The sequence below is a fragment of the Enterobacter pseudoroggenkampii genome (assembly GCF_026420145.1).
Lineage (GTDB): Bacteria > Pseudomonadota > Gammaproteobacteria > Enterobacterales > Enterobacteriaceae > Enterobacter > Enterobacter pseudoroggenkampii.
Genome location: NZ_JAPMLV010000002.1, coordinates 150210 through 165050 on the forward strand (window position 1 = coordinate 150210; position 14841 = coordinate 165050).

10 protein-coding genes are annotated in these 14841 nt (G+C 59.7%); 8 read left to right on the plus strand and 2 right to left on the minus strand.

Translation table 11 applies throughout. The features are described from left to right. The first annotated feature begins 2 nt into the window (after positions 1-2). Genes thiB through thiQ form a run of 3 tightly spaced genes read left to right on the plus strand, consistent with a single transcriptional unit; the run spans position 3 to position 3257 of the window. Positions 3-986 carry a thiamine ABC transporter substrate binding subunit gene (thiB, locus tag OTG14_RS13920; protein ID WP_090419077.1) on the plus strand — a complete coding sequence of 328 codons (984 nt, stop codon included), beginning with the start codon at positions 3-5 and terminating at the stop codon, positions 984-986. Beyond that, positions 962-2572 (plus strand): thiamine/thiamine pyrophosphate ABC transporter permease ThiP, encoded by a 1611-nt coding sequence (gene thiP / locus OTG14_RS13925; RefSeq protein WP_090419080.1) that lies wholly within the window; start codon positions 962-964, stop codon positions 2570-2572. Before thiB ends, thiP begins: the two co-directional genes overlap by 25 nt. Beyond that, positions 2556-3257 (plus strand): thiamine ABC transporter ATP-binding protein ThiQ, encoded by a 702-nt coding sequence (gene thiQ, locus OTG14_RS13930; protein WP_024907442.1) that lies wholly within the window; start codon positions 2556-2558, stop codon positions 3255-3257. The genes thiP and thiQ overlap by 17 nt, the downstream gene beginning before the upstream one ends. Before the next feature lie 33 nt (positions 3258-3290). On the opposite strand, the gene OTG14_RS13935 is transcribed toward thiQ, so the two are convergent. Further along, a complete protein-coding gene (locus OTG14_RS13935; RefSeq protein ID WP_024907441.1) occupies positions 3291-4058 on the minus strand; it encodes a DedA family protein in 768 nt (255 codons plus the stop codon). A gap of 128 nt (positions 4059-4186) precedes the next feature. Continuing rightward, complete coding sequence (gene araC, locus OTG14_RS13940) at positions 4187-5032, minus strand: arabinose operon transcriptional regulator AraC (RefSeq protein WP_023310373.1); 846 nt, start codon at positions 5030-5032, stop codon at positions 4187-4189. A 337-nt stretch (positions 5033-5369) separates the two neighbouring features. Here araC and araB point away from each other — a divergent pair, with 337 nt between their 5' ends. From araB to rapA, 5 genes are all read left to right on the plus strand, one after another. Then, the gene (gene araB / locus OTG14_RS13945) at positions 5370-7079 is read left to right on the plus strand and encodes a ribulokinase (RefSeq protein ID WP_267215256.1); all 1710 of its coding nucleotides are present in this window, start codon (positions 5370-5372) and stop codon (positions 7077-7079) included. Between the two features lie 10 nt (positions 7080-7089). Then, positions 7090-8592 carry an L-arabinose isomerase gene (araA, locus tag OTG14_RS13950; protein ID WP_032649842.1) on the plus strand — a complete coding sequence of 501 codons (1503 nt, stop codon included), beginning with the start codon at positions 7090-7092 and terminating at the stop codon, positions 8590-8592. Positions 8593-8678: 86 nt separating this feature from the next. After that, positions 8679-9374, plus strand: coding sequence for an L-ribulose-5-phosphate 4-epimerase (gene araD / locus OTG14_RS13955; RefSeq protein ID WP_024907438.1), 696 nt, complete (start codon positions 8679-8681; stop codon positions 9372-9374). Between the two features lie 74 nt (positions 9375-9448). Further along, complete coding sequence (polB, locus tag OTG14_RS13960) at positions 9449-11806, plus strand: DNA polymerase II (RefSeq protein ID WP_267215257.1); 2358 nt, start codon at positions 9449-9451, stop codon at positions 11804-11806. Between the two features lie 128 nt (positions 11807-11934). After that, positions 11935-14841 carry an RNA polymerase-associated protein RapA gene (rapA, locus tag OTG14_RS13965; RefSeq protein WP_267215258.1) on the plus strand — a complete coding sequence of 969 codons (2907 nt, stop codon included), beginning with the start codon at positions 11935-11937 and terminating at the stop codon, positions 14839-14841.

Consider the following 14841-nt stretch of genomic DNA (forward strand, 5'->3'; position numbering starts at 1 on the left):
AAGTGTTAAAAAAAGTTCTCCCCCTGCTGGCGCTTTTTGCGCTGCCTGCTTTTGCGAAGCCCGTCCTGACGGTCTACACCTATGACTCCTTCTCTGCCGACTGGGGCCCGGGCCCGGTGGTCAAAAAAGCCTTTGAAGCCGACTGCAACTGCGAGCTGAAGTTCGTGGCGCTGGAAGATGGCGTTTCGCTGCTCAACCGTCTGCGCATGGAAGGGAAAAACAGCAAGGCTGACGTGGTGCTCGGGCTGGATAACAACCTGCTGGAAGCCGCCTCGCAGACCAAACTGTTTGCCAAAAGCGGCGTCGCGTCGGATGCCGTTAACGTGCCTGGCGGCTGGAAGAACGACACCTTTGTGCCGTTCGATTACGGCTACTTTGCTTTTGTTTATGACAAAAATAAGCTGAAAAACCCGCCGAAGAGTCTGAAAGAGCTGGTGGAAAGTGACCAGAAATGGCGCGTGATTTATGAAGATCCGCGGACCAGCACCCCGGGCCTCGGTCTGCTGCTGTGGATGCAAAAGGTCTACGGGGATAAAGCACCGGAAGCGTGGCAGAAGCTGGCCGCCAAAACCGTCACCGTGACCAAGGGCTGGAGCGAAGCCTATGGTCTGTTCCTGAAAGGTGAAAGCGACCTGGTGCTGAGCTACACCACCTCTCCGGCCTACCACATCATCGCCGAGAAGAAAGACAACTACGCTGCGGCGAATTTCGCTGAAGGGCACTATCTGCAGGTGGAAGTGGCCGCGCGTACCGCCGCCAGCAAACAGCCGGAGCTGGCCGAGAAGTTCCTGAAGTTCATGGTTTCACCGGCGTTCCAGAATGCGATTCCCGCAGGCAACTGGATGTATCCGGTCACTAACGTTGCGCTGCCAGCAGGTTTTGAGCAGCTGACCAAACCAACAACCTCGCTGGAGTTTACGCCGCAGCAGGTCGCCGCGCAGCGTGCCGCATGGGTAAGTGAATGGCAACGCGCCGTCAGCCGTTGATTCCCGGCTGGCTACTTCCCGGGCTGCTCGCCGCCATAGTGATGGTGGTGGTCAGCCTGGGGGCTTTTCTTGCACTGTGGTTCAACGCGCCAGAGAGCGATCTGCTCGCCCTCTGGCACGACAGTTACCTCTGGCACGTAATCCGGTTCTCCTTCTGGCAGGCGTTTCTTTCTGCCCTGCTCTCGGTGATCCCGGCCATTTTTCTGGCGCGCGCCCTGTATCGGCGGCGTTTTCCCGGCAGGCAGGCCCTGCTGCGCCTGTGCGCCATGACGCTGATACTGCCCGTGCTGGTGGCGGTATTCGGCATTTTGAGCGTTTACGGTCGCCAGGGCTGGCTGGCATCGCTGTTCGGCCAGCTTGGTCTGGAATGGTCATTCTCGCCTTACGGACTGCAGGGCATCCTGCTGGCACACGTCTTTTTCAATATGCCGATGGCAACGCGCCTCTTCTTGCAGGCGCTGGAGAACATTCCCGGCGAGCAGCGCCAGGTTGCCGCCCAGCTCGGCATGCGCGGCGTGTCGTTCTTCCGCTTTGTCGAATGGCCGTGGCTGCGCCGCCAGATCCCGCCCGTGGCGGCATTAATCTTCATGCTCTGCTTTGCCAGCTTTGCCACCGTGCTGTCGCTCGGCGGCGGGCCGCAGGCCACCACCATTGAGCTGGCGATTTACCAGGCGCTGAGTTACGACTACGATCCCGGTCGCGCCGCGCTGCTGGCGATAGTCCAGATGACATGCTGCCTTGCCCTGGTCCTGTTGAGCCAGCGGCTGAGTAAAGCCATTCCTGCAGGCAGTCACCAAATAACCGGCTGGCGCGATCCGCAGGACAGCCTGCACAGCCGCGTCAGCGATTTTATCCTGATCGGGCTGGCACTCCTGCTTCTGTTGCCGCCGCTGCTGGCCGTTATCGTTGACGGACTGAACCTCAATCTCCTGTCTGTCCTGCAACAGCCCGTCCTCTGGCAAGCCACCTGGACCTCGCTGCGTATCGCGCTGGCTGCCGGATTACTGTGCGTCATCCTGACCATGATGCTGCTGTGGAGCAGCCGTGAGCTTTACGCCCGCCAGGCGCAAAAAGCCGGACAAATGCTGGAGCTGACGGGCATGCTGATTCTGGCGATGCCGGGGATCGTGCTGGCGACGGGCTTCTTTTTGCTGTTCAACAGCACCATCGGCCTGCCGGAAAGCGCCGACGGCATCGTGATCTTTACCAACGCCTTAATGGCCATCCCTTATGCGCTCAAGGTGCTGGAAAACCCGATGCGCGACGTCAACAGCCGCTACAGTTTGCTGTGCCAGTCGCTGGGCATGCAGGGCTGGCAGCGGCTGAAGGTGGTCGAACTGCGCGCGCTAAAACGTCCGCTGGCACAGGCGCTGGCGTTTGCCTGCGTGCTCTCTATTGGAGACTTTGGGGTCGTGGCGCTGTTCGGCAATGACGATTTCCGCACGCTGCCCTACTGGCTCTATCAGCAAATCGGCTCTTACCGCAGTCAGGACGGCGCGGTCACCGCGCTGTTACTGCTGCTGCTGTGCTTTGCCTTATTTACCGTTATCGAGAAACTTCCGGGGCGTGATGTTAAAACTGACTGATGTAACCTGGCTTTATCAGCATCTGCCGATGCGCTTCACGCTCTCCGTGCGCCAGGGAGAGATGATCGCCGTGCTTGGCCCAAGCGGCGCAGGAAAAAGCACGCTGCTTAATCTGGTTGCGGGTTTTCTGCAGCCGGCAAGCGGATCGATCGTCATAGATAACCGGGATCATACCCACACGCCGCCCGCAAAACGTCCTGTCTCAATGCTGTTTCAGGAAAACAACCTGTTTACCCACCTGACGGTGCGGCAAAACATCGCGCTGGGAATGCACCCGGGACTCAGGCTGAACGATGACCAGCGCCATAAGCTGGAGATCATTGCCGCACAGATGGGGATCACCGGGTTTATCGACAGGCTGCCGGGCGAGCTCTCCGGCGGCCAGCGTCAGCGCGTGGCGCTGGCGCGTTGTCTGGTGCGCGAACAGCCGATACTGCTGCTGGATGAGCCGTTCTCGGCGCTCGATCCCGCGCTGCGTCAGGAGATGCTGGCCCTGGTGCAGGAGGTCTGTCAACGCCAGCAGCTGACGATGCTGATGGTTTCGCACAGTATTGAGGATGCCGCACGGATTGCGCCGCGATCGGTGGTCGTTGCTGAAGGGCGAATTGCGTGGGATGGGAAGACGGAAGAGCTGCTCAGTGGTCAAGCGGGGGCGTCTTCACTGTTAGGCATTCGCGCGGTCTGATGCCCTCTCCCACGGGGAGAGGGGAAATAGTCCTTAACGACTGACCACTTTCAATAAAATCTCACCGTACACCGGCATCAGCGGGTGACGAATCAGCGCCACCAGCGCCACCGCCGCCACGCCCAGCGTCAGCGGGGCAAGCCAGAGCAGGCGAGTACGCGGGAGGTAGCGCGTCAGGCGATCGATATTCGCTTTCCCGCTACGCCACAGCCGCCAGCAGAGCCATGCCGCCAGCCACAGTAGCACAGCCGTGCCCAGCAGCAACCACTTAAACTCACCGCTTTGCATACCGTCAGGAATATCAATGGCAGCACCCGCGAGGATCCCCGGCAGGAAGTAGAACGGCGGCCAGAAGACACAGCCGATAATGTTCGGTACCACGAATTTCGCGACGGGCAGATCCAGCATCCCCGCCACCATCGGCACCAGCGGACGCGTTGGCCCAACGAAGCGGCCGACGAGGATGGTAAACATGCTGTGCTGGTGCAGCGCATGCTCGGTCTTATCCAGCAAGGCTTTGTTCTTTTTCATAAACGACCAGCGGTGCAGCGGCTTCTTAAAGCGCCAGCCCAGCCAGAAGGAGATCCAGTCGCCCAGCAGGCAGCCGATAATCCCGGCCAGCCACGCCTGCCAGAAATTGACCTCGCCGCTGCCGATCAGCGCGCCAAGCCCCGCCATCATCACGGTGCCGGGCAGGATCAGCCCAACCAGCGCCAGCGACTCCAGAAACGCCACCAGCGCCACGGCGATGAGTGAGTACATAACGGACTGGGTAATAAAATGTTCCAGCAATGCCTGCATAACTATTCCGGTCAGAAAACGAATCAGCGATTCTGCTTAGCGCCCCGCACCGCGTCAAGGCAACAATTGTCTGAATAGTTTACAGGTTGCTTCCCGCATTCACCTGTTTGTTTATCTTTTTTTACCGTTTATTCACATCCCGCGCGGAATTCACTCGGGCTGGCACCGGTACATTTTTTAAATACCCGGGAGAAATAGAGCTGATCCTCAAAGCCCACGTTGCGCCCCACGGTGGCGATGGGCATCCGGGTGGTGCTGAGCAGCAGCTTCGCCTGGCTGATCCGCTGGTCCTCGCGCCAGCTCAACACGCTGACGCCCAGCTGCTGGCGAAACAGATGCGACAGACGCGACGGCGAAAGGCAGACGTGCTGGGCAACGCTGGCGATATCAAACTGGCTGTCAGCAAGGTGGTCGCTGATGTACTGGCAGGCGTCGCGCACGCGGTTATCCAGCGGCGGGTTAAGCGACTCGTTAATTGCCTCCATCCGTCGCAGCAGCAGCTGTTCGAGCAGGTTAATCGCCAGCAGTTCAGCGTAACGACCACCGGCCTGTCCCGCCTCGATAATCTGCGCAAAAAGCTCGCGAAACTGCGCCAGATGAACCTCATCCGGGCGATAAAAACCGGTGTGCGCAAAAATAGCCGGCCAGGAAAGCCACTCCTGCCAGTAGGCGCGCGGACGGAAGTAGACCCACTGGTGATACCACTCTTTGGCATCCGGATGACGGCCATAGTGGTGGATCTCCCCCGGCGGGAACAGCAGGATATCGCCGGGGCGGCAGACAAACTGCTGGTCACCGTTCTTGATGATCCCTTCCCCTCGCACGGTCAGGTTGAGGATATATCCTTTCATCCCAAGCGGTCGGTCGACGTAAAAGTCGAGATATCCCTCAGCCTCGATAGGGGTCAGTCCCGCCACAAGGTGCGCGTTAAACGAGTATCCCGGCAGCAGGGGATCGTTTTGCGTTTCGGCCATAGATTCAGTTCTCCCAAGGGTCCTGAAGGAAACCAATTGTCCATATCATTAAAAGCAGCTTAAAAATGGCCCGCGAAAAGATCCAAAAAGCATCACGCCGCTTTTACATCCGCCATGTTTCAGCCTTTCCCCCTGATTTCTCCGCCTGAGCAGGTAGATAAGCAGTAACAAAAGTGTCTATAAGTGCGGCAGAAATGTCCACATTGAATATTTGCACGGCGTCACACTTTCCGTTGTAACAGCAATTTAGTCCATAAGATTAGCGGATCCTGCCTGACGACTTTTGTCCCCAGTCTCTAATGTTCTTCCATACCTCTTTTTTCGATGGAGCAACACCATGGCAATTGCGATTGGCCTCGATTTTGGCAGCGACTCGGTTCGCGCGCTGGCAGTGGACTGTACGTCCGGCCAGGAGATAGCAACCAGCGTTGAGTGGTACCCGCGCTGGCAAGAGGGGCGCTACTGCGATGCGCCAAACAACCAGTTCCGCCACCACCCGCGTGACTACATTGAGTCGATGGAAGCGGCGATCAAAACCGTCCTGGCTGAACTGTCGGACGCCCAGCGGGCTGAGATTGTCGGCATTGGCGTCGACAGCACCGGCTCCACGCCGGCCCCTGTGGATGCCGAAGGCCGCGTGCTGGCGCTGCGTCCTGAGTTTGCCGACAACCCGAACGCCATGTTCGTGCTGTGGAAAGACCATACCGCCGTGGAAGAGGCCGAAGCCATTACCCGCCTGTGCCATCAGCCGGGCAAAACGGACTACTCGCGCTACATCGGCGGAATTTATTCCAGCGAATGGTTCTGGGCCAAGATCCTCCACGTCACCCGTGCCGACGCCGCCGTCGCGCAGGCTGCGGCGTCATGGGTTGAGCTGTGCGACTGGGTGCCTGCCCTGCTCTCCGGCACCACGCGTCCACAGGATATACGCCGCGGTCGCTGCAGCGCCGGGCATAAATCCCTGTGGCATGAAAGCTGGGGCGGCCTGCCTCCGGTCGCGTTCTTCGATGAGCTCGACCCGATCATCAACAAGAGCCTGACATACCCGCTGTTTACCGACACCTTTACCGCCGATATTCCCGTAGGCACCCTCTGTGAGGAGTGGGCGACGCGTCTCGGTCTGCCGCAGAACGTGGCGATCTCCGGCGGCGCGTTTGATTGCCATATGGGCGCCGTGGGCGCGGGCGCGCAGCCAAACACGCTGGTCAAAGTCATCGGGACCTCCACCTGCGACATCCTGACGGCGGATAAAGCCACCGTCGGCGACCGCGCGGTGAAAGGCATCTGTGGCCAGGTTGACGGCAGCGTGGTGCCGGACTTCATCGGTCTGGAGGCCGGTCAGTCCGCGTTTGGCGATATCTACGCCTGGTTTGGCCGCGTGCTGGGCTGGCCGCTGGATCGGCTGGCGGCGGCGCATCCTGAACTGAAAACCCAGATAGCCGAGAGCAAAAAGCAGCTTCTGCCGCAGCTCACCGAAGCCTGGGCCAAAAATCCGTCTCTCGAACATTTGCCGGTGGTGCTGGACTGGTTTAACGGCCGCCGCACGCCGTTTGCCAACCAGCGTCTGAAAGGGGTGATCGCGGATCTCAACCTGGCGACCGACGCGCCTGCGCTGTTCGGCGGACTGATTGCCGCCACCGCCTTTGGTGCCCGCGCCATTATGGAGTGCTTCACCGAGCAGGGCATCGACGTGAACAACGTGATGGCGCTGGGCGGTATCGCCCGTAAAAACCCGGTGATCATGCAGGCCTGCTGCGACGTGCTGAACCGTCCGCTGCAGATTGTGGCCTCCGATCAGTGCTGCGCGCTGGGCGCGGCGATTTTCGCCGCCGTGGCCGCAGGCGTTCATGCGGATATCCCGACCGCGCAGCAGCACATGGCGAGCGCCGTCGAAAACACACTCCAGCCGCGTACTCAACAGGCACAACGCTTTGAACAGCTTTATCAGCGCTACCAGCAATGGGCAAAAAGCGCCGAACTTCACTATCTCCCTGTCGCCGCCCCGGCCAAAAGCACCGCGGACACTACGGCAACCCTGACCCATTAAGGACACGATGATGACCATTTTTAATAATTATGAAGTGTGGTTTGTGATTGGCAGCCAGCATCTGTATGGACCGGAAGCACTGCAGCAGGTGACGAAACATGCGGAGCACGTCGTTAACGCGCTGAACGCGGAAGCCAAACTGCCGTGCAAACTGGTGCTGAAACCGCTGGGCACGACGCCGGATGAAATTACCCACATCTGCCGCGACGCCAACTACGACGATAAATGCGCCGGCCTGGTGGTGTGGCTGCACACCTTCTCTCCCGCCAAAATGTGGATCAACGGCCTGTCTATCCTCAACAAACCGCTGCTGCAGTTCCATACCCAGTTCAACGCCTCCCTGCCGTGGGACAGTATCGACATGGACTTTATGAACCTGAACCAGACCGCGCACGGCGGCCGCGAGTTCGGCTTCATCGGCGCGCGTATGCGTCAGCAGCACGCGGTGGTCACCGGCCACTGGCAGGATGGCAAGGCGCAACAGCGTATCGGCTCCTGGATGCGTCAGGCGGTCTCTAAACAGGACACCCGCCACCTGAAAGTGGTACGTTTCGGGGACAACATGCGTGAAGTGGCGGTCACCGACGGCGACAAAGTGGCCGCGCAGATCAAGTTCGGCTTCTCCGTGAATACCTGGGCCGTGGGCGACCTGGTGCAGGTGGTGAATGAAATCAGCGACGGCGACGTGAGCGCGCTGGTGGACGAGTACGAAAGCAGCTACCGCCTGACGCCTGCGGCACAAATCAACGGCGACAAGCGTCAGAACGTGCTGGACGCGGCGCGCATCGAGCTGGGCATGAAGCGCTTCCTGGAACAGGGCGGCTTCCACGCCTTTACCACCACCTTTGAAGATCTCCACGGCCTGAAACAGCTGCCGGGTCTGGCGGTACAACGTCTGATGCAGCAGGGCTACGGCTTTGCGGGCGAAGGCGACTGGAAAACTGCCGCTCTGCTTCGCATCATGAAGGTGATGTCGACCGGTCTGCAGGGCGGCACCTCCTTTATGGAGGACTACACCTACCACTTCGAAAACGGCAACGACCTGGTGCTCGGCTCGCACATGCTGGAAGTGTGTCCTTCCATCGCGGTAGAGGAAAAACCGATCCTCGACGTGCAGTACCTCGGCATCGGCGGTAAAGCCGATCCGGCGCGTCTGATCTTCAACACCCGCACGGGCCCGGCCATCAACGCCAGCCTGATCGACCTTGGCGATCGTTTCCGCCTGCTGGTGAACTGCGTCGATGCGGTTGAAACGCCACATTCTCTGCCGAAACTGCCGGTCGCCAACGCCCTGTGGAAAGCACAGCCTGACCTGCCAACCGCCTCAGAGGCCTGGATCCTGGCCGGCGGCGCGCACCACACGGTGTTCAGCCACGCGCTGGATCTGAACGACATGCGTCAGTTCGCCGAGCTGCACGACATCGAGCTTACCGTGATTGATAACGATACCCGCCTGCCCGCCTTCAAAGACGCGCTGCGCTGGAATGAAGTCTATTACGGTTCAAAACGCTAAGCCCTGAATGCCCGGTGGCACTGCGTTTACCGGGCCTACGGTTTCGTAGGCCGGATAAGCGAAGCGCCATCCGGCAGGAGACAACTATGTTAGACGATCTCAAACGTCAGGTGCTCGAAGCCAACCTGGCGCTGCCGAAACATAATCTGGTGACCCTGACCTGGGGCAACGTCAGCGCCGTTGATCGGGAAAAAGGCGTGTTCGTGATTAAGCCTTCCGGCGTGGATTACACGGTGATGACCGCAGACGATATGGTGGTTGTCAGCCTCGAGACCGGCGAAGTGGTGGAAGGCAACAAAAAACCGTCCTCCGATACGCCCACTCACCGCCTGCTCTATCGGTCATTCCCGACCATCGGCGGCATCGTGCATACCCATTCGCGCCATGCCACCATCTGGGCGCAGGCGGGCCAGTCCATCCCGGCGACCGGTACCACCCACGCGGACTACTTTTACGGCACCATCCCCTGCACGCGTCTGATGACCGATGCAGAAATCAACGGCGAGTATGAGTGGGAAACCGGCAACGTGATCGTTGAGACCTTCGAAAAACAGGGGATCGACGCGGCGCAGATGCCCGGCGTGCTGGTGCACTCCCACGGCCCGTTTGCCTGGGGGAAAAACGCGGAGGACGCGGTGCATAACGCCATCGTGCTCGAAGAGATCGCCTATATGGGGATCTTCTGTCGCCAGCTGGCACCGCAGCTGCCGGATATGCAGCAAACCCTGCTGGATAAGCATTACCTGCGCAAGCACGGCGCGAAGGCCTACTACGGGCAGTAAGCTGTATATAAACCCAGCATTAAAATCTTAACCAGGCTATAATCAGGCCTGGTTTTGTTTTCTGGGATAACGGCGTGGCGCAGGCGCAAGAAGGTTTTTTACTGACCCGACACTGGCGGGATACCCCTCAGGGCACCGAGGTCGCGTTCTGGCTGGCGACGGACAACGGTCCGCTGCAGGTGACGCTGCCCCCGCAGGAATCCGTGGCCTTTATTCCTGAAGTCCACGTCGAGAAGGCGAAACAGCTGCTGCGCGGCGAAAACGGCTGGCGCATTACCCCGCTTGAACTGAAGGATTTCCACCGCCAGCCGGTTTACGGCCTCTACTGTCGCGCCCATCGCCAGCTGATGCGCTATGAAAAACTGCTCCGCGAGGCGGGCGTGACGCTCTACGAAGCCGATATCCGCCCGCCGGAGCGCTTTCTGATGGAGCGGTTTATTACCGCCCCCGTCTGGGTCGACGGCACCGCGCATAGCGGCAGCCTCGTTAACGCTCGGCTGAAGCCGAACCCGCACTACCGCCCACCGCTGAAGTGGGTCTCCCTGGATATCGAAACCACCCGTCACGGCGAACTGTACTGCATTGGCCTGGAAGGCTGCGGCGATCGGGTTGTCTATATGCTTGGGCCGCCGAATGGTGATGCCTCCGCGCTGGATTTCCGGCTTGAGTACGTCAACAGCCGCCCGCAGCTGCTGGAGAAGCTTAACCAGTGGTTTGCCGACTACGATCCCGATGTTCTGATCGGCTGGAACGTGGTGCAGTTTGACCTGCGCGTGCTGCAAAAACACGCCGAGCGCTACCGCATCCCGCTGATGCTCGGGCGCGGCAACAGCGAGCTGGAATGGCGCGAACACGGTTTTAAGAACGGCGTTTTCTTCGCACAGGCGAACGGCCGCCTGATTATCGACGGCATCGAGGCGCTCAAATCCGCCTTCTGGAGCTTCTCTTCCTTCTCCCTTGAAGCAGTGGCGCAGGAGCTGCTTGGCGAAGGTAAATCCATCGATAACCCCTGGGACAGAATGGACGAGATCGACCGGCGCTTTAACGAAGACAAGCCCGCGCTCGCCACCTATAACCTGAAAGACTGCGAGCTGGTCACGCAGATATTCCACAGAACCGAGATTATGCCCTTCCTGCTGGAGCGCGCGACGGTTAACGGCCTGGCGGTCGACAGACATGGTGGTTCGGTTGCCGCCTTTAGCCATCTCTACTTTCCCCGAATGCACCGGGCAGGTTATGTCGCCCCTAACCTCGGGGAGGTGCCGCCGCAGGCCAGCCCCGGCGGCTACGTCATGGATTCCCGGCCAGGATTGTATGACTCCGTTCTGGTCCTGGACTACAAAAGTCTGTACCCGTCGATAATCCGCACCTTCCTGATCGATCCCGTCGGGCTGGTTGAGGGCCTGGCCCAGCCGGATGATGAGCACAGCACCGAAGGCTTCCTCGGCGCACGCTTCTCGCGGGAAAAACACTGTCTGCCTGACATTGTGGGAAACATCTGGCACGGCCGCGACGAGGCCAAGCGCCACGGTAACAAGCCGCTATCACAGGCGCTGAAAATCATCATGAACGCCTTTTACGGCGTGCTGGGCACCAGCGCCTGCCGCTTCTTTGACCCGCGCCTGGCGTCGTCGATCACCATGCGCGGGCACGAGATCATGCGCCAGACCAAAGCGCTGATTGAATCCCGGGGCTATGACGTCATCTACGGCGACACCGACTCCACCTTTGTATGGCTTAAGGGCGCGCATTCGGAAGAAGACGCCGCGCAAATCGGTAAAGCGCTGGTCGCCTTCGTGAACGACTGGTGGCAGGAACATCTGCAGAAAGCGCGGTTAACCAGCGCGCTGGAGCTGGAATTTGAAACCCATTTCGCCCGCTTTTTAATGCCCACCATTCGCGGTACCGATCAGGGCAGCAAGAAGCGCTACGCCGGGCTGATTCAGGAAGGCGACGCGCAGCGGATGGTTTTTAAAGGGCTCGAGACAGTGCGTACCGACTGGACGCCGCTGGCGCAGCAGTTCCAGCAGACGCTCTATCTTCGGGTGTTCCGCCATGAGCCCTATCAGGACTATGTGCGCGAGACGATAGCCAGCCTGATGGCGGGCGAACTTGACGCGCAGCTGGTGTACCGCAAGCGCCTGCGCCGCCCGCTGGCGGAGTACCAGCGTAACGTTCCTCCGCACGTACGCGCCGCGCGTCTCGCGGATGAAGAAAACGTCCGCCGCGGCCGCGCGCCGCAGTATCAAAACCGGGGAACCATCAAATACGTCTGGACCATTAGCGGCCCGGAACCCGTGGATTATCAGCGTTCTCCGCTGGATTACGAACACTATCTGACGCGTCAGCTTCAGCCGGTTGCCGACGGAATTTTGCCCTTCATCGACGATGATTTTGCTACACTAGTGACAGGGCAACTTGGCCTATTTTGACGCGTGACGAAATGGCTGCCATCCAGTACCATAGCGCCCTTTCCATTCCCGGACCCATTTTTCGATGACCGTCTTTTTTGACGGGGGTCGAACTATTGCCTGCAATTAAAGATTAGAGCCGAACAACTATGCCTTTTACACTTGGTCAACGCTGGATCAGCGATACAGAAAGCGAACTTGGATTAGGAACCGTCGTAGCAATTGATACGCGTATGGTTACCCTCCTCTTCCCAGCCACCGGTGAAAACCGTCTGTACGCTCGCAATGACTCCCCTGTCACCCGCGTGATGTTTAATCCGGGTGACACCGTGACCAGCCATGACGGCTGGCAGCTCAAGATTGAAGACGTAAAAGAAGAGAATGGACTGCTCGCCTACATCGGGACTCGTCTGGACACCGACGAGGCCAATGTCATCCTGCGCGAAGTGCTGCTCGACAGCAAGCTGGTGTTCAGCAAGCCGCAGGACCGCCTGTTTGCCGGGCAAATCGACCGTATGGATCGCTTCTCGCTGCGCTATCGCGCGCGTAAGTTCCAGAGTGAACAGTACCGCATGCCGTGGAGCGGCCTGCGCGGCCAGCGCACCAGCCTGATCCCCCACCAGCTGAACATCGCCCATGACGTGGGCCGTCGTCACGCGCCGCGCGTGCTGCTGGCAGATGAAGTGGGTCTGGGTAAAACCATCGAAGCGGGCATGATCCTGCATCAACAGCTGCTTTCCGGCGCCGCCGAACGCGTGCTGATTGTGGTGCCAGAAACCCTGCAGCACCAGTGGCTGGTTGAGATGCTGCGCCGCTTTAACCTGCGTTTCTCGCTGTTCGATGACGAACGCTACGCCGAAGCGCAGCACGATGCGGACAACCCGTTTGAAACCGAACAGCTGGTGATTTGCTCTCTGGACTTCGTGCGCCGCAGCAAGCAGCGTCTTGAGCACCTGTGCGATGCCGAATGGGATCTGATGGTGGTCGACGAAGCGCACCACCTGGTCTGGAGCGAAGATGCGCCGAGCCGCGAATATATGGCTATCGAGCAGCTTGCCGAACGCGTGCCTGGCGTCCTGCTGCTGACCGCAACGCCGGAGCAGCTGGGTCTGGAAAGCCACTTCGCCCGTCTTCGCCTGCTCGATCCAAACCGTTTCCACGACTTTGCGCAGTTCGTGGAAGAACAGAATAACTACCGTCCGGTGGCGGATGCCGTCGCCATGCTGCTGGCGGGCAAGCGTCTTTCAAATGACGAACTCAACACCCTGAGCGATCTGATCGGCGAGCAGGATATCGAGCCGCTTTTGCAGGCCGCGAACAGCGAGAGCGACAACGCGGAATCCGCGCGCAAAGAGCTGATCGACATGCTGATGGACCGCCACGGCACCAGCCGCGTGCTGTTCCGAAACACCCGTAACGGCGTCAAAGGCTTCCCGAAACGCGAGCTGCACACCATCAAGTTACCGCTGCCGACGCAGTATCAGACGGCGATTAAAGTCTCCGGCATTATGGGCGCGCGCAAAACGCAGGAAGAGCGCGCCCGCGACATGCTTTATCCGGAACAAATCTACCAGGAATTTGAAGGCGATACCGGCACCTGGTGGAACTTCGATCCGCGCGTGGAGTGGCTGATGGGCTACCTGACCGCGCACCGCTCCCAGAAAGTGCTGGTGATCTGCGCCAAAGCGGCCACCGCGCTTCAGCTGGAGCAGGTCCTGCGCGAGCGCGAAGGTATTCGTGCCGCCGTGTTCCACGAAGGCATGTCCATCGTCGAGCGCGACCGCGCCGCGGCGTGGTTCGGCGAAGAGGACAGCGGCGCGCAGGTTCTGCTGTGCTCGGAAATCGGCTCTGAAGGCCGTAACTTCCAGTTCGCCAGCAACCTGGTGATGTTCGATCTGCCGTTTAACCCGGATCTGCTGGAGCAGCGTATCGGCCGTCTGGACCGTATTGGTCAGGCGCATGATATTCAGATCCACGTGCCGTATCTGGAAAAAACCGCGCAGTCCGTGCTGGTACGCTGGTTCCACGAAGGTCTGGACGCGTTTGAACATACCTGCCCGACGGGCCGCACCATTTACGATCAGGTTCATGGCGATCTGATCGGCTACCTGGCCGCGCCGGAAAACACCGACGGCTTTGACGGTCTGATTAAGTCCTGCCGCGAGAAGCACGACGCGCTGAAAGCGCAGCTGGAACAGGGTCGCGATCGCCTGCTGGAGATCCATTCCAACGGCGGTGAAAAAGCGCAGGCGCTTGCTGAGAGTATTGAAGAGCAAGATGATGACACCAGTCTGATCAGCTTCTCCATGAACTTGTTCGACATTGTCGGCATCAACCAGGACGACCGTGGCGAGAACCTGATAGTCCTGACCCCGTCCGATCACATGCTGGTACCGGATTTCCCGGGCCTGCCGGAAGATGGCTGTACGATCACCTTCGAGCGTGACGTGGCGTTGTCCCGTGAAGATGCCCAGTTCATCACCTGGGAACACCCGCTGATCCGCAATGGGCTGGATCTGATCCTCTCCGGCGATACCGGCAGCAGCACGATCTCCCTGCTGAAAAACAAGGCGCTGCCGGTGGGGACGCTGCTGCTGGAGCTGATTTACGTTGTGGAAGCACAGGCGCCGAAGCAGCTGCAGCTCACCCGTTTCCTGCCGCCGACGCCGGTCCGTCTGCTGCTGGATAAAAACGGCACGAACCTGGCCGGACAGGTCGAGTTCGAAAGCTTCAACCGCCAGCTGAGCGCGGTGAACCGCCATACCGGCAGCAAGCTGGTTAACGCGGTCCAGCAGGACGTGCACGCTATTCTGCAGCAGGGCGAAACCCAGATTGAGAAAGCGGCCAGAGCGCTGATCGATGTCGCACGCGCGGAAGCCGACGAGAAACTGTCTGCGGAGCTGTCGCGTCTGGAAGCGCTGAAGGCCGTGAACCCTAACATCCGTGACGACGAGCTGGCGGCGATTGAAAGCAACCGTCAGCAGGTGCTGGAAAGCCTCAACCAGGCTAGCTGGCGTCTGGATGCCCTGCGTCTTATCGTTGTGACGCATCAGTAA